Annotated in this window: 19 protein-coding genes and 2 pseudogenes; 9 read left to right on the top strand and 12 right to left on the bottom strand. The window is 70.4% G+C overall.

Annotation, left to right across the window (positions count from 1 at the left end):
- Positions 1-67 precede the first annotated feature (67 nt).
- Positions 68-889, top strand: coding sequence for an alpha/beta hydrolase (locus KY500_RS16940; RefSeq protein ID WP_219901528.1), 822 nt, complete (start codon positions 68-70; stop codon positions 887-889).
- Between the two features lie 24 nt (positions 890-913).
- Here the strand turns inward: KY500_RS16940 and KY500_RS16935 are convergent, their stop codons facing one another.
- Positions 914-1789, bottom strand: a complete 876-nt coding sequence (locus tag KY500_RS16935) for an NADPH-dependent oxidoreductase (protein ID WP_219901527.1) — start codon at positions 1787-1789, stop codon at positions 914-916.
- A gap of 124 nt (positions 1790-1913) precedes the next feature.
- On the opposite strand from KY500_RS16935, the pseudogene KY500_RS16930 reads away from it, so the two are divergent.
- Positions 1914-3199, top strand: a pseudogene (locus tag KY500_RS16930) (ATP-binding protein).
- Between the two features lie 70 nt (positions 3200-3269).
- Here the strand turns inward: KY500_RS16930 and KY500_RS16925 are convergent.
- On the bottom strand, positions 3270-4022 hold the full coding sequence (locus tag KY500_RS16925) for a FadR/GntR family transcriptional regulator (RefSeq protein ID WP_219901526.1): 753 nt from the start codon (positions 4020-4022) through the stop codon (positions 3270-3272).
- A 15-nt stretch (positions 4023-4037) separates the two neighbouring features.
- Complete coding sequence (locus KY500_RS16920; protein ID WP_219901525.1) at positions 4038-4217, bottom strand: hypothetical protein; 180 nt, start codon at positions 4215-4217, stop codon at positions 4038-4040.
- Between the two features lie 59 nt (positions 4218-4276).
- Between KY500_RS16920 and KY500_RS16915 the strand changes: the two genes are divergently transcribed.
- Both KY500_RS16915 and KY500_RS16910 read left to right on the top strand, forming a co-directional pair.
- The gene (locus KY500_RS16915) at positions 4277-5671 is read left to right on the top strand and encodes a GntP family permease (RefSeq protein WP_219901524.1); all 1395 of its coding nucleotides are present in this window, start codon (positions 4277-4279) and stop codon (positions 5669-5671) included.
- 2 nt (positions 5672-5673) lie between these two features.
- Positions 5674-6252 (top strand): gluconokinase, encoded by a 579-nt coding sequence (locus tag KY500_RS16910; RefSeq protein ID WP_219901523.1) that lies wholly within the window; start codon positions 5674-5676, stop codon positions 6250-6252.
- 110 nt (positions 6253-6362) lie between these two features.
- On the opposite strand, the gene KY500_RS16905 is transcribed toward KY500_RS16910, so the two are convergent.
- Both KY500_RS16905 and KY500_RS16900 read right to left on the bottom strand, forming a co-directional pair.
- Positions 6363-6992: a hypothetical protein gene (locus KY500_RS16905; RefSeq protein WP_219901522.1), complete on the bottom strand. Its 630-nt coding sequence runs from the start codon at positions 6990-6992 to the stop codon at positions 6363-6365.
- Between the two features lie 55 nt (positions 6993-7047).
- On the bottom strand, positions 7048-7563 hold the full coding sequence (locus KY500_RS16900) for a DUF664 domain-containing protein (protein WP_219901521.1): 516 nt from the start codon (positions 7561-7563) through the stop codon (positions 7048-7050).
- Between the two features lie 229 nt (positions 7564-7792).
- On the opposite strand from KY500_RS16900, the gene hutH reads away from it, so the two are divergent.
- The 5 genes from hutH (at position 7793) to hutI (ending at position 15236) form a co-directional block, all read left to right on the top strand.
- Positions 7793-9373 (top strand): histidine ammonia-lyase, encoded by a 1581-nt coding sequence (gene hutH, locus KY500_RS16895; RefSeq protein ID WP_219901520.1) that lies wholly within the window; start codon positions 7793-7795, stop codon positions 9371-9373.
- 42 nt (positions 9374-9415) lie between these two features.
- A complete protein-coding gene (gene hutU, locus KY500_RS16890) occupies positions 9416-11197 on the top strand; it encodes a urocanate hydratase (RefSeq protein WP_219901519.1) in 1782 nt (593 codons plus the stop codon).
- Entirely contained in the window at positions 11190-12398 is a 1209-nt protein-coding gene (locus KY500_RS16885; protein ID WP_219901518.1) for an allantoate amidohydrolase, read from the top strand. Before hutU ends, KY500_RS16885 begins: the two co-directional genes overlap by 8 nt.
- Positions 12395-13864, top strand: coding sequence for a formimidoylglutamate deiminase (locus KY500_RS16880; protein WP_219901517.1), 1470 nt, complete (start codon positions 12395-12397; stop codon positions 13862-13864). The genes KY500_RS16885 and KY500_RS16880 overlap by 4 nt, the downstream gene beginning before the upstream one ends.
- Before the next feature lie 181 nt (positions 13865-14045).
- Positions 14046-15236, top strand: a complete 1191-nt coding sequence (hutI, locus tag KY500_RS16875; RefSeq protein ID WP_219901516.1) for an imidazolonepropionase — start codon at positions 14046-14048, stop codon at positions 15234-15236.
- Between the two features lie 37 nt (positions 15237-15273).
- Here the strand turns inward: hutI and KY500_RS16870 are convergent, their stop codons facing one another.
- The 7 genes and pseudogenes from KY500_RS16870 to KY500_RS16840 all read right to left on the bottom strand — a co-directional run bounded on the left by KY500_RS16870 (position 15274) and on the right by KY500_RS16840 (position 23200).
- Entirely contained in the window at positions 15274-16857 is a 1584-nt protein-coding gene (locus KY500_RS16870; RefSeq protein WP_255579497.1) for a Mur ligase family protein, read from the bottom strand.
- Positions 16858-16999: 142 nt separating this feature from the next.
- Positions 17000-17893 (bottom strand): ABC transporter permease, encoded by an 894-nt coding sequence (locus KY500_RS16865; protein WP_219901514.1) that lies wholly within the window; start codon positions 17891-17893, stop codon positions 17000-17002.
- Positions 17880-18862, bottom strand: a pseudogene (locus KY500_RS16860) (ABC transporter ATP-binding protein). The gene KY500_RS16865 and the pseudogene KY500_RS16860 overlap by 14 nt, the downstream one beginning before the upstream one ends.
- Positions 18859-19920, bottom strand: a complete 1062-nt coding sequence (locus tag KY500_RS16855; protein WP_219901513.1) for a DUF2092 domain-containing protein — start codon at positions 19918-19920, stop codon at positions 18859-18861. Before KY500_RS16855 ends, KY500_RS16860 begins: the two are co-directional and overlap by 4 nt.
- Positions 19921-20017: 97 nt before the next feature.
- On the bottom strand, positions 20018-20686 hold the full coding sequence (locus tag KY500_RS16850) for a histidine phosphatase family protein (protein ID WP_219901512.1): 669 nt from the start codon (positions 20684-20686) through the stop codon (positions 20018-20020).
- A gap of 137 nt (positions 20687-20823) precedes the next feature.
- Positions 20824-22125 carry an ISL3 family transposase gene (locus tag KY500_RS16845; RefSeq protein ID WP_219901511.1) on the bottom strand — a complete coding sequence of 434 codons (1302 nt, stop codon included), beginning with the start codon at positions 22123-22125 and terminating at the stop codon, positions 20824-20826.
- A gap of 166 nt (positions 22126-22291) precedes the next feature.
- Positions 22292-23200 (bottom strand): LysR family transcriptional regulator, encoded by a 909-nt coding sequence (locus KY500_RS16840; RefSeq protein WP_255579495.1) that lies wholly within the window; start codon positions 23198-23200, stop codon positions 22292-22294.
- Between the last annotated feature and the right edge of the window lie 55 nt (positions 23201-23255).

The following is a 23255-nucleotide window of genomic DNA, read 5'->3' as shown; positions in this document are numbered from 1 at the left end:
CGGGCGCTGGCCAGCATCTTCCCGTGAGAGCGATCTCAGCGCCGCCGGCGCTCACTACGATGGCGGCATGACCGACACGCTCCCCCGCTCCATTCGTGCCACCCCCGCGCACTCCCGCACCGATTCCCCGCCGTCACTGGCGGATACCGACCTCACGTTCCGGGCCGCCGCCCGGCCGCAGGGAACCGATCCGTCGGTGCCGGCCGCACCCGCGCCGCTGCTGCTGGTCCTGCCGGGTGGCTCGTACCGCGAGCATGCCGACCACGAGGGAACCGTGATCGCCGACTGGCTCTCCGGGATCGGCCTCAACGCGCTGGTGGTGCGTTATCCGGTGGATCCGCACCGGTACCCGAGCGGCCTCGTCCGGGTGCAGGACGTGCTCCTCGCCGTCCGGACTGGTGCGCTGGAGCTGGACGTCGACCGCAGCCGCATCGGCGTGGTCGGCTTCTCGGCCGGCGGCCACGTGGCCGCGCTGCTCTCCACGGGCGTCGCCTCGGCCCCCGTGCCACCCGAAGGCCGGGTCGACCTGTCGATCCTCGCCTACCCGGTCATCTCGATGACCCACGAGCCGCACTCCGAGTCGCTCGCGAGCCTCCTCGGCGACCGGGACACCCTCGACAACCGGCGCGCGCTCAGCGCCGACACCCTGGTGGATGCGCACACCCCGCCGACGTTCCTCTGGCACACCGCGGATGACGGTGGCGTGCCGGTGAGCCACTCGCTGCGCTACGCCAGCGCCCTCGCCGCCCACAATGTGCCCTTCGACCTGCATGTCTTCGAGCGCGGCGACCACGGCAAGGGCCTCGGCCACGGCCTCGGGCCGCTCCAGGCCTGGAGTGCGCTGTGCGAGGCCTGGCTCGTCGAGCACGGCTGGGTGAGCGCCGGCTAGTCCTCCCGTCGCGCCTGCGTAGGTCTACTCAGACGCGAAGCCTTGCGCCTCAAGAGCCCCGCGGATGGACTCGCGGCCGTGCAGGCCGTCGACAGTGCTGATCCGCTTGGTCAGGGTGTCTGCCCAGCTGTAATTGTCTCGACCGTGTTCAGCGAAATACTCCTGGATTCGGTCTTCGTACACCTCGGCGGCTGGGAGCCAGGCCGTAGGGTCGTAGTGCTCCCTGTGCAGCACCGCCGCCCGGGGCAGGCGAGGCTTGACTCCGGCGTGTTCCGACGGGTCGGGATAACCGAGTGCCATCCCGAACATGGGGAAGGTGTACTCGGGCAGGCCGAGCTCATCGATGATGGCCGCCGGGTTGCTGCGCAGCGCACCGACGAACACCCCACCCAGGCCCAGCGACTCGGCCGCCAGAAGGGCGTTCTGGGCTGCGATCCCTGAATCGACGGCGGTGACGAGGGTGTTTTCCATGTAGCCGAGGGTCTCAGCGCTAGCGCCCTGGGCTTGGGCGACATTCGCCGCACGACGAAAGTCCGCGACCCAGACCAAGAAGACCGAGCTGTCCTCGACGTACGACTGGCGGCCGATGAACGCTGAGATCCGCCGTTTCCGGTCGTCGTCCCGAATGGCCACGACGCTCCACACCTGAAGGTTGGACGACTGAGAGGCGGATTGCGCGGCCGTGATGACGAGATCGATCTGGGCGTCGCTGACCGGATCGGTCAGGAATTTGCGCACCGAGCGGTGATTCAGCTGCAGTTCGATCGTCGGCGGCAGGACAGCCCCACCGGCGCCGCCCGATTCGCCGTATCGGTGGGCGACCGGATCGGTGGGCGGCGTCAGGTCGACAAACGGGGTGTGGTCGACGAGGTCGGTCTGGCCGGCATGAATGTTGGGCATGTGAGCATTCTCGCAAAGGCGGCCGGCCTGCCGACGCCGAAAGCTGCGGACTTCTCGACCAGACCCATCGTTGACACCACACCGGTGCCATAGTGCTCACACACCCAGCGAGCGAAGGAGACCGATGACCGAGTGGCGCATCCGCGATTTTCAGGCCGACGACCTCGACGGCATCCTGCGCCTCTGGGAGGAGGTCACCGCGACCAGCACGGACCCCGTCTATGCCCTCTCCGAGGTGCTTGCCTCCTGCCAGAAGGACGACGCAGTAGTGGCGGTACACGGCGACGAGGTAGTCGGTGCGGCGGTGGGCCGGGCCGCGCATGCGCAGGGGTGGATCGTGTTCCTGGCCACCACAAAACCGTGGCAGAAGCGCGGCGTCGGCTCGGCCCTGCTGGCCGAATTGGAGAGACGAATGGCGCCGCACGGCCTGACCAAGCTCTCCGCATTGATGCCGGAGAGCGCCACCCGGGTCGACGCGTTCGTCAACCGCGGCTTCGAGATCAAGAACCATCTCAGCTACTTCGAGCGACGCATCCCGGTGCAGGGCCACGAGATCCGGGTGCTGGCCGACCTCGGTGGTCGCATCCTGCCCCGGGATCTCTGGGCGGGTGTGGGCGGGATGGTGCGGGAGAAAGACCTGCTCGAGCGCCGCCTGGTGATGCCTCTGGCCCGGCCCGAGATGGCCGAACGCTACGGCGTGGTGCCGCCCAAGGCCGTGGTGCTCTTCGGTCCGCCCGGCACGGGCAAGACCACGTTCGCCAAGGCCATTGCATCCCGGCTGGACTGGCCGTTCGTCGAGGTGTTCCCCTCCCGGCTGGCGAGCGACCCGCAGGGGCTGGCCGGGGCGCTCCGGGAGACCTTCGGCAAGATCGACGACCTGGACCATGTGGTGGTCTTCATCGACGAGGTCGAGGAGATCGCCGCCCAGCGCGGCGGCGAACCGCCCTCACCGCTGCAGGGAGTGACCAACGAGCTACTCAAGCTCATCCCGGCCTTCCGCGAGCGGCCGGGGCGCCTGCTGGTCTGTGCCACCAACTTCATCCGCACGCTCGACTCGGCCTTCCTGCGCCACGGTCGGTTCGATTACGTCGTACCGATCGGGTTGCCGGATGCCGCAGCACGGCAGGCAATCTGGGAGCGCTACATTCCCGACGACGTATCCGGAATCGTCGACCTCGACGCCCTCGTCGCGGCCAGCGACGGTTTCTCGCCCGCCGACATCGAGTACGCCGCCCGGCGGGCCTCCCAACAGGCGTTGGAGGAGGCGCTGGTGGCGGTGCGGACGAGTCGGTGACCGGCGGGCCGACAACCTCGGACTATCTGGCCGGCATCCGCGGCACTCGCACGACGGTCTCGGCGCAGGTAGCCGCGGAGTTTCTCGAGGACATCAACCGGCTCGCCCGACTCTGACCCGGGTGAGGAACGCAGCGACCATCGCCGCACCCCCACTGGGCGCAACGACGGAAGGGGTGCTTCCGGCCTAACCCGCGGTCGAACCCGCCGTCGAACCCGCGCCGGCCGACTCCTGCACGAACTCGGCGAGGGTGGCGTCGAGGGTGGCATACGCACAGGCGTAGGCGGCATCCTCTTCGCCGGCCACGATCGCCGCGGCCAGGTCGTTGTGGCGGTGCGCGGATGCGGGGGTGTAGTCGGTGATCGTGAAGCGCTTCTCCTGCTCGCGGGTGCGCAGGAGCGCCGCCACGGTGTTGGCGAAGTGGCTCATCACGGCGTTGCCGGACCCCTGCAGGATCAGGGTGTGGAACTCGACGTCGGCCTCGAGGAAGCGCCTCCCGTCGTTGTCGTGGTCGGCCGCCACCATCACGTCGGCGGCGCGGGCCACGGCGGCACGCTGCTCCGGCGTCATCAGGCGCGCGCTGAGCCGGGCGGCGACGGGCTCGATACCCAATCGCAGCTGCAGCATCTCGCGCATCTGGGCGAAGTAGTCACCCTGCCCGCGCCACTGGATGATCTGCGGATTGAGCAGGTCCCAGGACTCCCGGGGCCGCACCTGCGTGCCCACCCGCTGCCGGGGTTCGACCATGCCCACGGACTGCAGCACCCGGAGGGCCTCGCGCAGCACGGACCGCGACACGGAGAAGCGTTCACTCAGTTTGTCGAGGTTCAGGATGTCGCCCGTCGCCCAGGCGCCGTCGACGATCTCCTGTCCGAGCGCGTTCACCACCCGTGCGTGCAATCCCCGGTCGCGCCAGGTTTCGTCGCCCACTGCAGCCATCCGTGTAAACCCCATTCACTCGGCCCGGTCCCGCCGCGCCGTTTCGTCTCGGCGCGCGACGTCGCGTGCCGTTCGTGCGGCGATCTTGACCACATCGCCGTCGTTGTGTAACACTTCATAAATCCGATTAATCAGATTAATCAGATCACGTGTTTCTTCCTTCACTATGCCGCATTCGTGCTGTGAAGGACCCATGTGCTCACCACCATGACGAAGAGGTCGCAGGGACGCGGTCTCGGAGAAGGATTGACGAGATGAATGTGACCCGCGCGATTCAGGCGGTGGAACCCGTGGTTCCGGCCGGCAGCACTCTGCAACTCATCCTCGCGGCGATCATCGGCGTCGCCGTGATCATCGTGCTGATCACCTGGCTCAAGGTGCACCCGTTCCTGGCGCTGTCCATCGGCGCCGTCGGCGTGGGCGTGGGCGCCGGCATGGCCCCGAATGCCGCGGTGACGAGCTTCGGCGCCGGCTTCGGCGCCACCATGGCCGGCGTGGGTGTGCTCGTGGGCTTCGGAGCCATGTTCGGCAAGCTGCTGGCCGACTCCGGTGGAGCCGACCGCATCGTCGACGCCCTGGTGACCAGGTCAAGCGTGCGTACCCTGCCGTGGACCATGGCACTGATCGGCGGGCTGATCGGCCTGCCGATGTTCTTCGAGGTCGGCCTGGTGCTCCTCATCCCCGTGATCATCCTGGTCGCGCGCCGCAGCGGCCAGTCGCTCATCCGCATCGCGATCCCGGCGCTGGCCGGCCTGTCGGTCATGCACGGTCTCGTGCCGCCGCACCCCGGCCCGCTCGTCGCCGTCACCACCCTCAACGCCAACCTCGGCCTCACGCTGGCCATCGGCGTTCTCATCGCCATCCCCACCGTCATCATCTCCGGCCCGCTGTTCAGCAAGTTCGCGGCTCGCTGGGTCACGGTGCCCGTGCCCGAGATGTTCATCACGGCCGCCGATCAGGGCCTCGACGAGAACGTCAAGCGCCCCGGCTTCCTCGCCACGATCTCGGGCATCCTGCTCCCGGTCGTGCTGATGCTGGCCCGCTCGATCGCCGACGCCATCAACCCCGGCTCCACCGACCCGCTCAATTCCGCCCTGGACTTCCTCGGCACCCCGATGATCGCCCTCGGCATCGCCGTGATCTACGCCATGATCGTCTACGGCCGCGGCGGCGGCATGGACCGCGCGGCCGTCTCGAAGTCGCTCGCCGACGCGCTGCCCCCGATCGCCGGCATCCTGCTCATCGTCGGCGCCGGCGGCGGCTTCAAGCAGGTGCTCATCGACACCGGCATCGGAACCGTCATCGCCGACGCGGTGAACGGCTCGAGCATCTCAGTGCTGATCCTGGCCTGGGTCGTCGCCGCGCTCGTGCGCGTCGCCACGGGGTCTGCCACCGTCGCCACCGTCACCGCAGCGGGCATCCTCGCACCGGTCGCCGCCAGCCTCGGTGCCACGGATGTGTCGCTCATGGTTCTGGCCATCGGCGCCGGTTCGCTGTTCCTCTCCCACGTCAACGACGCGGGCTTCTGGCTGGTCAAGGAGTACCTGGGCACGAGCGTGCCGCAGACCCTCAAGACCTGGACCGTCATGGAATGCCTCATCTCCGTCACCGGGCTTGCCGGTGTCCTCCTGCTGAACATTGTGATCTAGCCATGATTGACACTCAGAACCCCGTCCTCGTGATCATGGGCATCTCCGGGTCAGGCAAGTCCACCGTCGCGGGCATCCTGGCCGGCCAGCTCGGCTGGGACCTCGAGGAGGGCGACGACCTGCACCCGCAGGAGAACATCGACAAGATGTCCTCGGGCGAGCCGCTCAACGACGAGGACCGCGCCCCGTGGCTCGACACGATCTCGTCGTGGATCATCGAGCACACCATGGCGGGCGTGCCCGGCATCATCACCTGCTCGGCGCTCAAGCGTCGCTACCGGGACGTGCTGCGGGAGCACAACGTGATCTTCGTGCACCTGACCGGATCGAAAGACCTGATCGGACGGCGCCTGGCCACGCGGCACGACCACTACATGCCCACCTCGCTGCTCGACTCGCAGGTGGAGGCACTCGAGCCGCCGGAGTCCGACGAGAACGCGATCACCATCGACGCCGGCCGGAAGCCCGCCGAGGAGGCCGCCGAGATCGTCCGCCGCCTGGGTCTCACGCCCAGCCCCGGCTCCTCGACCCTCGGCGCCCCAGCCCCCGGCCAGTCCTCGGTGGTGCGCCCCGCGGTCTGACGCGCGCGCCCGCTCACCCGCATCTGGTCCCGCTGCGGACAATTGCACCCGGCACGCCGGGTGCAATTGTCCGTTCGGGCAACAGTTGCGTGCGGGGCGGCGCGGCCCGCTCAGGCCAGGGCGGGATGCCCGGCGGGCAACGCATGGCGCTGACCGGCGGAGTGGAGCTTGAGGTTCTTCGCCTCCCAGTCGCCCAGCGTCTGCCGCACCGGACCCAACGCCCGGGTCTCCGGGCAGGCGACGACCGACTTTCCGCAGCCGCAGTGCTGGGGGTCGGCGGGGTTCACGGTATGCAGCCGGTCGATCTGCCAGAGCACGGCCATCGCGGCATCCGTGCGTCGCTGGCCCAGCTCGGCCTTGCGTTCGGCGCGCTTGAGCACCTCGGTTTCGAGCAGGCCGCGCAAGGCTGCATCAGGGCCGCGGTCGAAGCGGCCGGCCACGATGCCGGTGAGGTCGGCCACCTGCGCGGCGAGCGCGGCGATCTCGGCATCACGTTCGGCGATCGTGGCGGTGCTGGTGGCCTCGAGCTCATGCAGTGTCTCCTGCTGCGCGGCGAACTGCCCGAGCCAGAGCGCGATGTGGTCGGCGTCGCGCTGCTCGGCCTTCTCGGCGCCGAGGTGGCGCAGGCAGTGGCCGCACACCACCTGATCGGTCGCCGAGGTGAAGTGGAACGGCTGCAGCGACTGGCAGCAGAAGCACTGCGCCAGCACATTCAGATACAGCGGGTACGAGTGGGCCACAGGATCTCCAGGGTCGAGGTACTGCCCCCGAGCCTAGCCGGGCGCCCGGCACGACTCAGTGCAGGCCGGCCCGCTGCGCCAGCCCGCGCACGAACGCGGCCTGGCCGGCATGCTCCAGGTCATCGCCGATCACACTGACCAGCCGCACGGCCACGGTCACCGGTGGCGTCCAGCGGGTGTCGACCACGCGGCTGAAGTCGTCTTCGCGCAGGGTGCCCAGGTAGGCGATCGTGCGATCGTGCACGGCGTCGAAGTAGCCGTGGAGCAGGTCGGACCCCGCCCGCACGGCCGCGACCTCACCCGCGCTCTGGCGGTACCCGGTGGCACCGACCGCGAAGGGCAGGTCGAAGCGCTTCTGCCAGCCGCCGGTCGTCCACAGCTGGGGCTCGCCCATGAGGTCGGCGACGTGGTCGTCCTGCACCCGGGTGAGATGCCAGACCAGCCAGGCGATGGTGTTCGCCTCGGGGTCGGCGCGGAACTCGAGCAGATCGGACCCGGCGCCCACGAGCACGGCATGCACCGCCTCCTGCACCCGGCCGAAAGCATCCGTCATCAGATCGGTCGACAGCATTCGGTACCTCCAATGGATTGATGCCACCCTAGTCCGACGAGGTCTGATCGGAGCTGCGCGGGCACAGCGCCGGTACGCGGGTGGCACGCCACGCGCGCATCGGCGCCGCTCCCGCGCGTCGTCCAACACCGGGTGCACCCGGCCAGCCTGGCCGCCGCTGTCTCGTATACGAGACACCAAACGGGTGAAAGCCGCTGCGCCGGGCCGCGCGCAGGAGTCAGATAGGACCATGCACACCGTCGACACCGTCCTGCCCACCCACATTGCCGCCGCAACGCCCGTCACCGTGGGCACCGGCCCGGTCTCGGTGGCGGATGTCGTGGCCGTAGCCCGCCACGACGCCCCGGTACTCCTCGGCGACGATGCCCGCGCCGCCGTGGCCGCCAGTCGGGCCACCATCGAGATCCTCGCCACCGACGTGCAGCCGCACTATGGCATCTCCACAGGGTTCGGCGCCCTGGCCACGACCTTCATCACCGCGGCCGACCGCACCCGGCTGCAGCAGAGCCTGGTGCGTTCCCACGCGGCCGGTTCCGGCGCTGAGGTGGAACGGGAAACGGTGCGCGCGCTCATGCTGCTGCGCTTGTCGACCCTACTCACCGGCCGCACGGGCATCCGCCTGTCGACGGCCGAGGCCTACGCCGGACTGCTCAACGCCGGCATCACCCCGATCGTGCGGGAGTACGGTTCGCTCGGTTGCTCCGGCGACCTGGCCCCGCTGGCCCACTGCGCCCTCGCACTCATGGGCGAGGGCACCGTGCGCGACCGCACCGGAGTCGAGCTGCCCGCCGCCGCCGCTCTCGCCGCCGCAGGCCTCGAGCCCGTGCTGCTGGCCGAGAAGGAGGGCCTGGCCCTCATCAACGGCACCGACGGCATGCTCGGCCAGCTCAGCCTCGCCCTGCACGACCTGCACACGCTGCTCGCCACCGCCGATGTGGCCGCCGCGATGAGCATCGAGGCGCTGCTCGGCACGGATGCCACCTTCGCCGCCGACCTCGCCGGCCTCCGCCCGCAGCTGGGCCAGCAGGCCGCCGCCACGAACCTCCGCCACCTGCTCGCCGACTCCCCCATCGTGGCCAGCCACAAGGGTCCGGAATGCACCCGCGTGCAGGACGCCTACTCGCTGCGCTGCGCCCCGCAGGTGCACGGAGCCGCGCGCGACACCGTCGACCACGCCGGCCGTATCGCCGAACGCGAACTGGCCAGCGCCATCGACAACCCCGTCGTCACGATCGACGGCCGCGTCGAGTCCAACGGCAACTTCCACGGGGCCCCGGTCGCCTACGTTCTCGACTTCCTCGCCATCGCCGTGGCCGACGTGGCCAGCATGTCCGAACGCCGCACCGACCGGATGCTCGACCCGGCCCGCAGCAACGGCCTACCCGCGTTCCTCGCCCACGACGTGGGGGTCGACTCCGGCCTGATGATCGCCCAGTACACCGCAGCGGGCATCGTCTCCGAGCTCAAGCGCCTCGCGGTGCCCGCCTCGGTCGACTCGATCCCGTCCTCGGCCATGCAGGAGGACCACGTGTCAATGGGCTGGCACGCCGCCCGCAAGCTCCGCACCGGCATCGACGGTCTCGCCCGGGTGCTCGGCATCGAGATCATGACCGCGAGCCGCGCCCTCGACCTGCGCGCGCCGCTCACGCCGGGACCGGCCACCGGCGCCGTGCTGGCCGAGGTGCGCCGTGAGGTCGCCGGCCCCGGACCCGACCGGTTCCTCTCCCCCGATATCGAATCCGTCGCCGCCTCCGTGCGAAGCGGCGCCGTGCTCGCCGCCGCCCAAAGCGTCACCGGCTCGCTGTACTGACCCGTCCTCTCCCCGCAGCTCTCGAGAAAGCAGACCCCGCTCATGCCCGACCTGACCGAGACCGGCGCCACCACCCCGGTGACGGATGCGACGCCCACCGACGCTCATCCGCCCCGCGTCGTGCGCGCCGCCCGCGGCACCACCCTCACCGCGAAGAGTTGGCAGACCGAGGGCCCGCTGCGGATGCTGATGAACAACCTCGACCCGGAGGTGGCCGAGCACCCCGAGAAGCTCGTCGTCTACGGAGGCACCGGCAAGGCCGCCCGCAACTGGGAGGCCTACGACGCCATCGTGCGCACCCTCACCACGCTCGAGAAGGACGAGACCCTGCTTGTGCAGTCCGGCAAGCCCGTCGGGGTGTTCCGCACCCACGAGTGGGCGCCGCGCGTGCTGATCGCCAACTCCAACCTGGTCGGGGACTGGGCCACCTGGCCGGAGTTCCGCAAGCTCGAGGCCCTCGGCCTCACCATGTACGGCCAGATGACCGCCGGCTCCTGGATCTACATCGGAACCCAGGGCATCCTGCAGGGCACCTACGAGACCTTCGCCGCCGTGGCCGCCAAGAGGTTCACTGGCACACTGGCCGGCACCCTCACCCTTACCGGCGGCGCCGGCGGCATGGGCGGCGCCCAGCCCATGGCGGTCACCCTCAACGAGGGCGTCGTGCTCATCGTCGACGTGGACCCGTCCCGCCTGGCCCGCCGGGTGGAACACGGCTACCTCGACGAGATGACCGACGACATCGACGACGCGCTCACCCGGGTGCTCGCCGCCAAGGCCGAACGCCGGCCGCTCTCGGTGGGCCTGGTCGGCAACGCCGCCACGGTCTTCGCCGAGCTCCGCGCCCGCGAGGTACCCATCGATATCGTCACCGACCAGACCAGCGCACACGACCCGCTCGCCTACCTGCCCGAGGGGGTGACTCTTGCCGAGTGGCACGCCTACGCCGCCGCCAGCCCTGCGGAGTTCACCGAGCGGGCCCGGGCCTCGATGGCCAAGCAGGTGCAGGCCATGGTCGATTTCCAGGAGGCCGGCGCCGAGGTCTTCGACTACGGCAACTCCATCCGCGCCGAGGCGTTGCTCGGCGGCTGTGAGCGCGCGTTCGATTTCCCCGGCTTCGTGCCCGCCTACATCCGCCCGCTCTTCGCCGAGGGCAAGGGCCCGTTCCGCTGGGCGGCGCTCTCCGGCGACCCGGCCGATATCGCGGCCACCGACAAGGCCATCGTCGAGTTGTTCCCCGACGACGAGCACCTGCGCCGCTGGATCACCGCGGCCGGCGAGAAGGTGCACTTCGAGGGCCTGCCCGCCCGCATTTGCTGGCTCGGTTACCAGGAGCGGCATCTCGCCGGCCTCAAGTTCAATGAGATGGTCGCCTCCGGTGAACTCAGCGCCCCGATCGTGATCGGCCGCGATCACCTCGACTCCGGCTCGGTGGCCTCGCCCTACCGCGAGACCGAGGCCATGAAGGACGGCTCGGATGCCATCGCCGACTGGCCGTTGCTGAACGCGCTGCTGAACACCGCGTCCGGCGCCACCTGGGTCTCGATCCACCACGGCGGCGGGGTCGGCATGGGCCGCAGCATCCACGCCGGCCAGGTGATCGTGGCCGACGGCACCCCGCTGGCGGCAGAGAAGATCTCCAGGGTCCTGGTCAACGACCCCGGGACCGGCGTGATGCGCCACGTCGATGCCGGCTACGAGCGCGCCGAGGAGGTAGCCCGCGAGCGCGGCTTGCGAGTACCGATGTGGGAGACGGATGCGGGTGCGGCCACCACGAATGCGCCCGCGGCCCCAGAGGCGCCCGCGGATGCGCTCGATGCCTGACCTCGTCGCCCACGGCGTGCTCGCCGGTCTCGACGAGATCGCCGGAACCGGCCGCGACCTGCGCGCCGGCGGCTACTCGCGGCATCTCTGGCAGGGAGCCGAACTCGAGCTGCGCGCCTGGTTCACCGAACGCGCCGAGCGGCTCGGCCTGGCCGTGGAGGTGGACCGCAACTCCAACACCTGGGCCTGGTGGGGGGCGGCGGGGCCGGACGCCGTGGTGCTGGGCAGTCACCTCGACTCCGTGCCGGGCGGCGGCGCCTACGATGGGCCGCTCGGAGTGGTCTCCGCACTCGAGGCCGTCGCCCGGCTGCAGGCCGCCGGCTTCGTGCCCGGCCGGCCGTGCGCGGTGCTGGTCTTCGCTGAAGAGGAAGGCTCGAGGTTCGGCGTCGCCTGCCTGGGCTCTCGACTACTCTCGGGCGCAATCGATGCCGACGTCGCCCGGAACCTCACCGACCGCTCCGGAATCACCCTCGCGGAGGCCGCCGTGACCGCCGGACTCGACCCGGCACATCTCGGCCGCGACCAGGACGCTCTCGACCGCATCGGCATATTCCTGGAGCTGCATGTAGAACAGGGCCGCGGCCTGATCGACCTCGGCGCCCCGCTGGCGGTGGCCTCCTCGATCCTCGCGCACGGCCGCTGGCGCATGAGCTTCACCGGCCAGGGCAACCACGCCGGAGCCACCTTGATGACCGGCCGCCGGGACCCGATGGTCGCCGCAGCGCACGCCATCCTGGCCGTGCAGGAGGCGGCGCTGGCCAGCCCGGGCGCCCGCGCCACGGTCGGTCGCATCGAGGCGGTGCCCGGCGGCACCAATGTCATCCCGTCTGCAGTGACCGCCTGGCTCGACGCCCGTGCCGAGACCGACGTCGAGGCCCGCGCCGTCGTTGCCGACATCACCGGTCGGCTGCAGGCCTTGCACACCGGCTGCGCCGCCACTGTCGTGGAGGAGTCCTGGACCGGCACCGTCACCTTCGACCCCGAGCTGGCCGCCCGGTTGGCCCTGACCCTCGGCGGCCTTCCCGCCCTCTCCACGGGCGCCGGCCACGACGCGGGCGTTCTCGCCGCCCGAGTGCCCACCGCCATGCTGTTCGTACGCAACCCCACCGGAATCTCGCACTCGCCCGAGGAATTCGCCACCCTGGCGGACTGCATCGCCGGCGTCGATGCGCTCGACACCCTGCTCCGGGAACTGTTGTGAGCGCCGCAGCCGGGGCCCCGACCAGCTACTGGTGCGAGACGCTGCTGGCCGACGGAATTCCCAGCGCAGGAGTGCGCCTCACTGTGGGCGAGAACGGCCTCATCATCGACCGGGCCGACGGTGTTGCGGCCGAAACCCGCGACATCCGCCTGGGCACCGTGCTGCCCGGCCTGGCCAACGCGCACTCGCACGCCTTCCACCGGGCGCTCCGCGGCCGCACCCACGCTCAGGGCGGCGACTTCTGGCGGTGGCGGCAGTCCATGTACACGGTCGCCCAGACGCTGACCCCCGAGCTCTACCTCGAGCTCGCCCGGGCCGTCTTCGCCGAGATGCTGGTCAGCGGCTACACCGCCGTGGGTGAATTCCACTACCTGCACCATCGGGCAGACGGCACTGCATACCCGCAGGCGCATGCGATGGAACTCGCGTTGGCGACGGCGGCTCGCGAGGTCGGCATCCGTCTGGTGCTGCTCGACACCAGCTACCTCGCCGGCGCCTTCGACGCCCCGCTGATGGCGGAGCAGCGCCGCTTCGGCGACGGGTCCGCGGCCGGCTGGTTGGGCCGCTGGGCAGCGCTCCGCTCGGTGATCGAGACGGATGCCGCGACCAGGCCCACCGACCCCACGCTCGTCACCCTCGGCGCGGCGCTGCACTCCGTGCGAGCCGTGCCGCAGGACGCCATGCGCGAGATCCTGGCCGGGCTGCCCACTGACGTGCCGCTGCACATCCACCTCTCGGAGCAGCCCCGGGAGAACGTCGACTGCCAGGCCGCGTACGGCGTGACCCCCACTGGAGTGCTGGCCGGACTCGGTGCGCTGAGCCCACGGCTGAGCGTCGTGCACGCCACCCATCTCAGCTCCGACGATGTGGCGCTGCTCGGCGCCCACGGCGTCACGGTGGTGATGTGCCCGAGCACCGAGGCCGACCTCGGCGACGGCATCGGCCCCGCGCACGCGCTGGCCGCCGCGGGCACGCCGATAGCCCTCGGCTCCGACCAGAACGCCGTAATCGACCCGTTCCTCGAGATGCGCGGCCTGGAAATGGGCGAACGGCTGGCCTCCGGTTCCCGGGGCCGGTTCAGCCCGGCGCAGCTCCTGCGGGCGGCCGGCGCCGACGGGTACGCCTCGCTCGGCCTGGGCCGGGCCGGCCTGGCGCCGGGTGACCCGGCCGACCTCGTCGAGGTCGACGCGCACAGCATCCGCACCGTCGGCGCCGACCCCGGCCAGCTCGTGCTCGCCGCCACGGCCGCGGACGTGCGCCGGGTGATCGTGGGCGGCCGCCTCGTGGCCGACACCGGACGCCTCGTGGGCACCCCCGCCGCCACCCTCTCGGTCACCGCCGATGTCAGCCCCACTACCACCAGCGCGCCCACCGCCGGCTCGTCCGATGGCTCGCCCGCCGCGCTCCTCCGTGATGCGCTGGCCGCCCTCGACGCCGCATCCGCATCCGCATCGGCCTCCGCATGACCCCGCCCCGGGCCTTCTGTTCCCCTTCCGGACACGTGCACCCGGCGCGCCGGCAACAGTTGTCCGAAACAGGCGCAGTTGTCGGCGATAAGCGGGCGTTCGTACTGCCAGCCGGTCCGGCATCCTTCCCTTCCTCCGCCCACTCCGCTCCCCTCGCGCACCCCACCCGGAAGGCTCCCCGATGACCGCCGAATTGCTCACCGGAATCGGCGAGCTGACCACCCAGTCCGCCGAGTTCAGCCACGACGACGACAGGCTCACGGACGCCGCGCTCGTGATCGAGAACGGCCGGATTGCCTGGATCGGACCCGCCGCCGACGCCCCGCCATCCGACAGCAGAGTGGATGTCGGCGGCCGGGCCGTGCTGCCCGGCTGGGTGGACAGCCACACCCACCTGGTCTTCGCCGGGGACCGCGCCGCGGAGTTCGAGGCCCGGATGGCCGGTCAGCGCTACGCGGCCGGCGGCATCCTCGCCACGATGACGGCCACCCGGGCCGCGAGCGAGGCCGCCTTGGTCGCCAACGCCAGGCGTCTTCGCCGTGAGGCCGAGGCCCAGGGCACGACGTTCCTGGAAACCAAGACCGGCTACGGCCTCGACGTGGACGGCGAACTCCGCAGCGCGCGGGCAGCCGCCGACGTGGCCGACATCGTCAGCTTCCTCGGTGCCCACGTGGTGCCGCCCGGCATCGACCGGCGCGCCTATCTCGACCTGGTCACCGGCCCGATGCTGGCCGCCGTGGCCCCGCACGTGGACTTCATCGACGCCTTCTGCGAGACCGGAGCGTTCGATGTGGACGAGTGCCGGGAAGTCTTGCTCGCCGGCCGGGCGGCCGGACTCGGTCTCCGGCTACACGGCAACCAACTCGGCTCCAGCGGCGGGGTGCGCCTGGCCGTGGAGCTCGGCTGCGCCAGCGTGGACCACTGCAACCACCTCGACGACGCCGACATCGACGCCCTGGCCGGGTCGAACACCGTGGCCACACTGCTGCCGGCCTGCGACCTGTCCACCCGCGAACCGTTCCCGCCGGCTCGGCGGCTGCTCGACGCCGGCGCGCACATCGCCCTGGCCAGCAACTGCAACCCGGGCACCTCGTACACCACATCGATGCCGTTCTGCGTGGCCACAGCGGTGCTGCAGATGGGCCTCACCGTGCGCGAGGCGGTCTGGGCGGCCACCCGGGGCGCGGCCCGGGCGCTCGGTCGCGAGCACGGGCCGGATGCGGTGGGCTCGCTGCGGGTCGGCGGCCGGGCCGACCTGCAGGTGCTGGATGCCCCCGCCGTGGCCCATCTCGCCTACCGGCCGGGCGTGCCGCTCTGCGTGGCCACCTGGACCGAGGGCATCCGCGCCGCCCCCGCCCACCGCGAACTGTGAGCTAAGCACCTGAAAACCCGAGTTTTTGGTGCTTAAGTCACAGTTCGCGGGAGGGGACGGCGGGTTCGGAGGGCTGCTGGGCCGGCCAGCCGTGCCGGGTGAGGGCCTCCCGGGCCAGCTCCCGCGCCGAGTAGGGCGTGCGCACCCCGCGGATGTCCCGGTAGTCCTGGTGTCCGGGCCCGGCCCAGAGAATGGCGTCGCCGTCCCGCGCCAGGTCCACCGCGTAGTCGATGGCGGCCTCGGGCGGCGACACCTCCACGATCTGCTTGCCGGGGAACGCCTCGCGGGCGGCGTCGACGAGCATCCGCCGGATGCTGGCCGGGTCTTCGAACCGCGGGTGGTGGTCGGTGACCACCACGATGTCGGAGCCGGCCGCCGCGACCCTGGCCATCTCGGGGCGCTTGACCGGGTCCCGGTCGCCGTCGGCGCCGAAGAGCATGATGACCCGGCCAGGGGTGACCGTGCGCACGGCCCGCAGGGTCTTTTCGAACGCGTCGGAGCTGTGACCGAAGTCCACGTACACGCGCGGACCGGTCGGCCCGGAGACGCTCTCGGTGCGCCCGGGGATGTACACCCGGATGCCGTCGTGCACGGCGGCCTGCACCTGCGCGGCCGGGTAGCCGGCCTCGACGATCATCGCGATGGCCAGGCCCGCGTCGGCCACCAGGTGGTCGCCGAGCAGTGCCACGGTCGTCTCCACGCGGTCACCGGCCCGGTTCTGCACCCGGAATCGGGTCGACTGGGGCAGGGACTCGAGAATCTCCAGTCGCCAGTCCGGGTCGGCGTCGGCATCCGCTGAGATCGACGACACCGGGATCGTGGGCTCACTGAGCAACCGGAGGCCCCACGGGGTCTCCATGCTCACCACACCGGTGCGCGCCCGCTCCGGGCGGAACAGGATCTCCTTGGCCTGGAAGTAGTTCTCCATCGTGCCGTAGTCGTCGAGGTGGTCGATCGAGAGGTTGGTGAAGCCCGCGCAGTCGAAAACGATGCCGTCCACCCGGCCGTGCGTGAGACCCTGGGCGCTCACCTCGAGCACCACGGCCTGCACGCTCTGCTCCTTCATCCGGGCCAGGAGCGCGTGCACATCGGTGGCCTCTGGCGTGGTGAGCTTGGAGACGAAGACCTCGCCGGCGATGTGCCGCTCGGCCGTGGTCGACAGGCCCGTGACCAGTCCCATCTGGCCGAGCACCGCCTCGAGCACATGGGCGGTGGTGGTTTTACCGTTCGTTCCGGTGATGCCGAAGATCACGAGGTCGCTGTCGGCGGTGTCGTAGATGAACGCGCTCAGCTCGCCGAGCCGGTCACGCAGGTTGTCGCTGATGATGCAGGGCACCCCGGCGGACCGCGCCTCCGCCTCACCGGCCGCGTCGGTGAGCACCGCGGCGGCCCCCGCCTGCACAGCCTGTGCCGCGTACTGGGCGCCGTGGCCGTTCTTGCCGGGCAAGGCAACGAACAGATCCCCGGGCTGCACCGACTGCGTCGACAGGGCGATGCCCGTCACGACCGTGGCAGCGTCAGCAGGATCGCACCAGGCCTCAGCCCTCTCGGCGACCGCCTCCAGGCGCACCCGCGGCAGGGTGTCAGGTCGTACGACGGGTGGGGTACTCTCGATCGCCAAAACAGCTGCCTCCGGATATGACCCCCAAGTGAGGGCACAATATAACGGTAAGCGGCTGGGCATCAAGGGACCCTGGGATACATGCCTGAAATGGCATTCTCATATCAAGGTCATATAAACCGGCGATTCCCGGCCCGCGGCGTCAGCTCAGGATGTCCTTGGTCACGAAACGCCCGTAGGCGAGTGCCCCGAAGACGAGCAGGTAGCCGCCCTGCAGTAGGGCGTTCGCGCCGAAGGAGCTCAGGTCGACCGGCTGGCGCAGCAGGTCGGCGAAGTCCAGCCAGTAGTGGCTGAACAGCCACGGATGCAGCCAATCCAGTTGCGGCAGCGAGTCCAGCACCTGCGCCACCACCGACAGCACGATCGTGGCGGCCATGGCCCCGACGGGCACCACGGTGAGGGTGGAGAAGAAGAGGCCGATCATCGAGAGGCCGAGCAGCGACACCGTGACATACCCGGCGATGAGCAGGGCGCGCAGAAACGATTCGCCGAGGCTGATCGTGTCGCCCGAGAGCAGGGTGAGCGGGCCGACGGGGAACAGGGCCAGCCCGGAGAGCACGCCAGCGGTGACCACCGTGAGGGTGGCCGCCAGAGCGAACACGGCGGCGCCGACGTACTTGACCACGAGTAGCCACACCCGGCCGGCCGGGGCGACGAGAAGGTAGCGCAGGGTGCCCAGGCTGGCCTCGCCGGCGATGGTGTCACCCGCCACGACCCCCACCGTGAGCGGCAGGAATAGGGGGATCGACACGATCAGGCCCGTGAAGGCCACGAAGAGGCCGTTCTGGGTGACCTGGTCGAGGAACGGCGGTCCCCGGCCGGGAGTCGGTTCCTGCGAAGAGAGCCGCACGGCCACGGCGATGAGCACGGGGATCGCGGCCAGCGCGAGCAGCAAGGCCCAGGTGCGCCGGCGGCGGAAGAGCACCGTGAGCTCAGAAACGAGCAGTGCCCAGGCGCCGCCGGCCCGAGCCTCGGCGGGAGGGGTGTCAGCCGACTTGGATTCGGCGGCCGGCAGTACCGGTTCAGCGGACGACATCAAAACCCTCCCCGGTGAGCGCCACGAACCGTTCTTCGAGGCTGGTGTCGTCGATCTGGAAGCCGCGCACCCGCACTCCGGCGGCCACGAGCGCGGCCACGAGGGACTCGGCCGGTTGGGGATCCGCGTCCAGGGGCGCGCTCACCCACGGGTCGGCGCCCGGCCCGGCGGGCACCTCGGGCGTCTCCAGGCCGGCCGTGAGACCGGCGACGGCCAGCACGCGGATCGCGGCATCGGCATCCGGGGTGCGCACCCGCACCCGGGACTCGCCGGCGCGCAGCTCGTCGAGGGTGCCCTGCACCAGCAGGCGTCCGGCGCTCATGATGGCCGCGTGGGTGCACATGTGTTCCACCTCGGCGAGCAGGTGGCTTGAGACGAAGACCGTGGTGCCCTCACCGGCGAGGGAACGCACCAGGGCGCGCACCTCGCGGGTGCCCTGCGGGTCGAGCCCGTTGGTGGGTTCGTCGAGCACCAGCAGGCGGCGCGGCATCAGCAGGGCGTTGGCGATGCCGAGGCGCTGCTTCATGCCCAGCGAGTACGCCGACACCTTCTTGCCGGCCGCGTTCGACAGCCCGACCCGGTCGAGCGCGCGGTCCACCCTTGCGCGGCGGGTGCGGCCGGGGGCGGCCCGGTCGGCGGTGTCGAGGCGGCGCAGGTTCGCCGCCCCGATAGGAACGGATAGAACGCCGGCCCCTCCACCAGCGCGCCCACCTGGGGCAACACCCGGGCGAGCCGGCCCGGCATCGACTCGCCGAGCAGGCTGACCTCGCCGCTCGTCGCGGCGGCCAGTCCCAGCATCACCCGGATGCTCGTGGTCTTGCCCGAGCCGTTCGGGCCGAGGAACCCGAACACGGAGCCCATCGGCACCGCCAGGTCGATGGCGTCGACGGCGGTCTGCTGGCCGAATCGTTTGGTGAGTGCCCGGGTCTCGATGGCGAGGTCGCCGGCGGCCCAGGTGGGCGGTGTCACTCCTGGGCGGCGGCGGCCTGCAGCCGCTCCACGGGCACCGAACCGGCGAAGATCCGGCCGTCGTCGGTGATCAGCACGCTCACGAGCGTCGTGCTCAGGGCCCGCCCGCCGTCCACGGCGTCGGTCACCTGGGTGTACAGCGGTGAGGCGGTGAGGTCGGCCATCGCCTGGGCATCCGCTCCGGCCGGCACGGCCACCACGGCATCCCAGCCGGTGCCGATCACGGTGGCGCCGCTTCCGTCGCCCTCGGGGTGCTCGGCGTCGCCCTTCGCGGGCAGCGCCTGCTCGGACACGTCGGCCCCGGCCGGCGGGCTGAAGGTGAAGAGGTCAGCCGACGGGGTGTCGAGGCTGAGCGAGGTGAAGGCCAGGCTGAGGGCGGGCTCGCTGGCGCCCGTGGCTTCGACCTGCACCCGCAGTGGCAGGCCGGTCTCGGCGTCCACCGCGATGGACACTGAGCCAACGAGGGTGGTCTCGGTGTTGGGCGTCAGCACCAGCTCGTAGGCGTCGCGGCCGGCGACCTGGGTGTTCTCGGACAGGCTCACCCCGGTGCTCGGGGTCACCTCGGCGAGGAATGTGTCGGCCATCTCCGCGGGCGTGTACCTGGCGCCGGGGGTCTCACCGGCGGCATCCGTGTGGGCGGGCAGGGTGGCGTGCGTTGCGGTGTTGTCGGCCGAGTCGTAGACCCAGAGGTCGGTGCCGTTGCGGATCAGGTTGCGCTCCGACATGGTGTCCTGCACCTGCACGCGGCTCTGGTCGGCGCCGGACTGGTACACCCGTACGGTGTGGTCCCCGGTGAGCAGGTCGAGGGCATCGGAGAGATCACCGGCGGCGGAATCTCCGCTGCTGGGTACCTCGGGCAGCCCCAGGTCGGAGGTTTGCTCGATGGTTCCGGAGAACGTGTCGACAGTGCTGCCGGCCGCCAGTTGCAGAACCTCCTGCGGCGTCTTGTCCGGCAGGTCCACGGCGGCGCCGGCCTGCAGCGGAACAGCCAGCACTCCCACGGCGATGACGGCGGGCACTACCGCGGCGGGCATCCACTTCAGCCAGGTACGGGACATGACGAGCAACCTCCAGTGTCGCACTACGTACCCCGAGACTACGCTCCGATGCTGGAAATTCGACCGGACTTTTCCCGAGCCGCCCCGGTCGCGTGCGTCAGGCGCAGGATGCGTCGATCTTGCCGGCGATCGCCTGCCCCTCGGTCCAGGTCACGGTGACGATTCCGCAGTTCGGGAAGCCCGTGCGCGGTCGCGTCGCGGGAACGAGGGTGTGCAGGATGCTGCCGAGGACGGACCCGTGGGTCACGACGAGCACATCCCCTGTGTCCTCCAGTGCCGCCAGTTCGGCGGCGGCCACCACGGTCTCCAGCGCCGCGTCGACGCGGGTGCGCACATCCGCTGCCGAGTCGGCGCGGCCGCTCGGGTCGTTGCGGTGGATGGCGTCGATCACGCTGTCGAATCCGTTCGCGGTGATCGTGGCGAAAGTCCCCGGCGCGTAGGTGGCGTCGTGTTCGGCGAACACCGGGTTCCAGAGCGACGCGGTGGGCTGGCCCTCCCAGCCGCCGAAGTGCCATTCGCGCAGGTCCCGCATCGGGGTGGGCACGAGGTGTGGATGCCCGGCGAGGGCGCCCGCCATGGTGGTGCGGGTGCGGGTGAGATCGCTCATGAACGCGGCGGCCAACGGCACGTCGCGCATCCGCTCACCGAGGGCGGCGACCTGGCCTTCGCCGCGTTCGGTCAGCGGGGCGTCGCACCAGCCCTGCAGCATGCCGTTGACGTTGAAGAGGGTTTCGGCGTGGCGGACGAAGTGGATCCGGGCGCTCATGCGTCGGGGGCTGTGCGCTGGGGCATGACGGGTTGTGCCTCTCGGTTGGTGCACTGGTACAGCGCATCCCATTCTCCTCCCGCCCGCGAACTGTGAGAAAAGCCCCGAAAAACCGGCTCTCCTGACTCTTCCGTGGGTCATTTCCGGCCCGGGAGGGCTGGTCGGTGGCCGCCGAGGCTGAGCATGGCGAGGCTGATGAGGGCGTCAGGTGAGGCGAAGCCGAACGCGATTCTGGTGAGGAGTCTGATTTTGGTGTTCATGGATTCGATGCGGCCGTTGGAGAGGTTGTGTTCTATCGAGGCGAGGATCGCGACGCGGTGCTTCACGATGCTTCGTTGCAGCTTCACGAACGCGGGGATGCGGCAGCGGCGAGCCCAGGCGACCCATTTGTCGAGGGCTTCCTTGGCCTGGTCGAGCGGGAGTTTGAAGATGACTCTGAGGCCTTCTTTGAGGTAGTAGGCGCGGGCCAGTCGGGGGTCGGTTTGGACGATCCAGGCCAGCTTGGTTTGTTGTTTCTCGGTGAGGTTCTCGGGGTTTTTCCAGAGCGCATAACGGCTGTTTCTGATGCCGGCCGCGCGAGCGCTGTCGGGGCGTTCGGGGGCTCCGTTCCGGGGTCGGCCGCGGCCCCGCGCGGCGTCATTGATGCGGGCGGCTTTGCGGGCGTCGTTCCAGGCTGCGCGGCGGACTTCGTCGAGGGCTTCGGTGGCCCATTTGACGACGTGGAACGGGTCCGCGCAGCGCACCGCGTTCGGGCAGCGGGCCGCGACAACGTTGGCGATCCAGGCCGCACCGTCCGCGGAAACATGCGTGATCTGTGCGGAACGCTCGGGGCCGAGGGCGTCGAAGAACGTGCCGAGGGTGGCTTTGTCTTGGCCCGGTGCAGCCCAGACGAGACGGCCGGTGTCGTGGTCCACGACGATGGTGAGGAACTTGTGGCCACGCTTGTAGGAGATCTCATCGATCCCGATGCGGGTGAGGCCATCGAACGGGTCGTGCAGGGTCGCGGCGTCGTCCCAGACCCGGGTGACGATCGCGCCGACGGTGCGCCAAGCGATGCGCATCAACGCGGTAACCGCGGTCTTGGAAGACTGCGTAGCCAGCCACGCGACGTGGTCGTCGAAGAGGTAGGTATGTCCGGCCTGGTGCCGAGCCCACGGCACCGACGCGACCGTGACGCCATGCTCACGGCACGCCACCCGGCGGGCGTCTGCCTCGAGAACGACCTGGATGATGCCAGCATCCAGGCTCCGCCAGCGTCGTCGACCCTCACCACGGTCGTAGCCTGGGCTGCGCCGGTGGCACAGCCCACACCGGTTCCGGGCCGCTTTCATCGGCCGGACCGCGACGACCAAAACGCCCGCATCGTCGTCGTAATCGACGTCGTCAACGATGGTCTTTTCGACACCGAGCAGAGTCCGCCATATCCTTGCAGTACGCACGCCGTTTTCCGTTCTTCAGTTTCCAACCTTTGACAGTCAGAAACCTAGACAGAAAGCGGCGTGCGCTCGTTAAGCCACGCGGAAACCACCCACGGATATGTCAGAAGAGCCGAAAAACCCGGGGTTTTGGGGCTTAACTCACGGTTCGCGGGAGGGACGCGGGGCGTTAGCCGCGTAGGGCCGCGGCCAGCGTCAGCATTTGGGCGCGGAGGGCCTCCACCACCGCCGCGATGACCGGTTGGCGTCTGGCCTCCGGGCGCAGCACCATCCAATAGGGAAGCTCCTCGGCGAACTCGGCCGGCAGCACCCGCACGAGGTCGTCGTGCCGGTCGGCCATGAAGCAGGGCAGCAGCCCGATGCCGCCGCCCACCCGGGTGGCCTCGATCTGCACGAACACGTTCGTCGAACTCAGCGAGCCCCGCATGGTCGGCACCAGTCGGCGCGGGGCGTCCAGGTCGTCCACCTGCAGCATCGAGTCCACGAAGTAGACCAGCGGATGTTCCACCAGCGCGGCCACACTGCCCGGCGTACCGTTTCGGTCCAGGTACTCCCGCGACGCGTACATGCCCAGCGTGTAGCGGCCCAGCTCGAACGCCTCCGCCCGGTGCGCCGTCGGCCGGCCCACCACCACCTCGATGTCAAGGCCCGAGCGGTGCTGCAGCGCCTGCCGGGTCACCGTGACGATCTCCACCCGCAGCAGCGGATGCGTCTGCTGCAACTCGGCCACCGCCGGGGCCGCGATGAAGGCGCTGAAGCCATCCGTCGCGCTCAGCCGCACCACCCCGGAGAGCTCCCGGCCGTCCGCCTGCCCGCCCAACAGGTCCAGGGCCGCTTCCACGTTCTCGGCCGCGCGCACCGCGCGGGTGCCGAGGTCGGTGAGCTCCCAGCCGCCCGCCGTGCGCGAGAGCACCCGGCCGGCCAGCGCCGTCTCCAGGGCCGCGATGCGCCGGGAGATTGTGGTGTGGTTGAGGCCGAGGGATTCGGCGGCGGTGGTGAAGCGGCCGGTCCTCGCGACGGCAAGCAGCACCAGCAGGTCGTCGGGGTTCGCCGAACCGGTGACGGGCGATTCACTCATATCTGCAATTATGCACATCGGGAGTGGTGAAGTGGTCATTGTCGCAGCATCGGCG

It is taken from the genome of Cryobacterium sp. PAMC25264 (assembly GCF_019443325.1).
Taxonomy (GTDB): Bacteria; Actinomycetota; Actinomycetes; order Actinomycetales; family Microbacteriaceae; genus Cryobacterium.
The sequence above is the reverse complement of the archived record's forward strand: the minus strand, read 5'-3'. Positions and strand labels throughout refer to the sequence as shown.

Bases quoted from the DNA above. Each gene is read 5' to 3' on its own strand.
- KY500_RS16850 (WP_219901512.1), bottom strand. From the start codon at position 20,686: ATGAGCGCCCGGATCCACTTCGTCCGCCACGCCGAAACCCTCTTCAAC.
- KY500_RS16885 (WP_219901518.1), top strand. From the start codon at position 11,190: ATGCCTGACCTCGTCGCCCACGGCGTGCTCGCCGGTCTCGACGAGATC.
- KY500_RS16865 (WP_219901514.1), bottom strand. From the start codon at position 17,893: ATGTCGTCCGCTGAACCGGTACTGCCGGCCGCCGAATCCAAGTCGGCT.
- KY500_RS16910 (WP_219901523.1), top strand. From the start codon at position 5,674: ATGATTGACACTCAGAACCCCGTCCTCGTGATCATGGGCATCTCCGGG.
- KY500_RS16925 (WP_219901526.1), bottom strand. From the start codon at position 4,022: ATGGCTGCAGTGGGCGACGAAACCTGGCGCGACCGGGGATTGCACGCA.
- hutU (WP_219901519.1), top strand. From the start codon at position 9,416: ATGCCCGACCTGACCGAGACCGGCGCCACCACCCCGGTGACGGATGCG.
- KY500_RS16920 (WP_219901525.1), bottom strand. From the start codon at position 4,217: ATGGGTCCTTCACAGCACGAATGCGGCATAGTGAAGGAAGAAACACGT.
- KY500_RS16940 (WP_219901528.1), top strand. From the start codon at position 68: ATGACCGACACGCTCCCCCGCTCCATTCGTGCCACCCCCGCGCACTCC.
- hutH (WP_219901520.1), top strand. From the start codon at position 7,793: ATGCACACCGTCGACACCGTCCTGCCCACCCACATTGCCGCCGCAACG.
- KY500_RS16900 (WP_219901521.1), bottom strand. From the start codon at position 7,563: ATGCTGTCGACCGATCTGATGACGGATGCTTTCGGCCGGGTGCAGGAG.
- KY500_RS16915 (WP_219901524.1), top strand. From the start codon at position 4,277: ATGAATGTGACCCGCGCGATTCAGGCGGTGGAACCCGTGGTTCCGGCC.
- KY500_RS16935 (WP_219901527.1), bottom strand. From the start codon at position 1,789: ATGCCCAACATTCATGCCGGCCAGACCGACCTCGTCGACCACACCCCG.
- KY500_RS16855 (WP_219901513.1), bottom strand. From the start codon at position 19,920: ATGTCCCGTACCTGGCTGAAGTGGATGCCCGCCGCGGTAGTGCCCGCC.
- hutI (WP_219901516.1), top strand. From the start codon at position 14,046: ATGACCGCCGAATTGCTCACCGGAATCGGCGAGCTGACCACCCAGTCC.
- KY500_RS16840 (WP_255579495.1), bottom strand. From the start codon at position 23,200: ATGAGTGAATCGCCCGTCACCGGTTCGGCGAACCCCGACGACCTGCTG.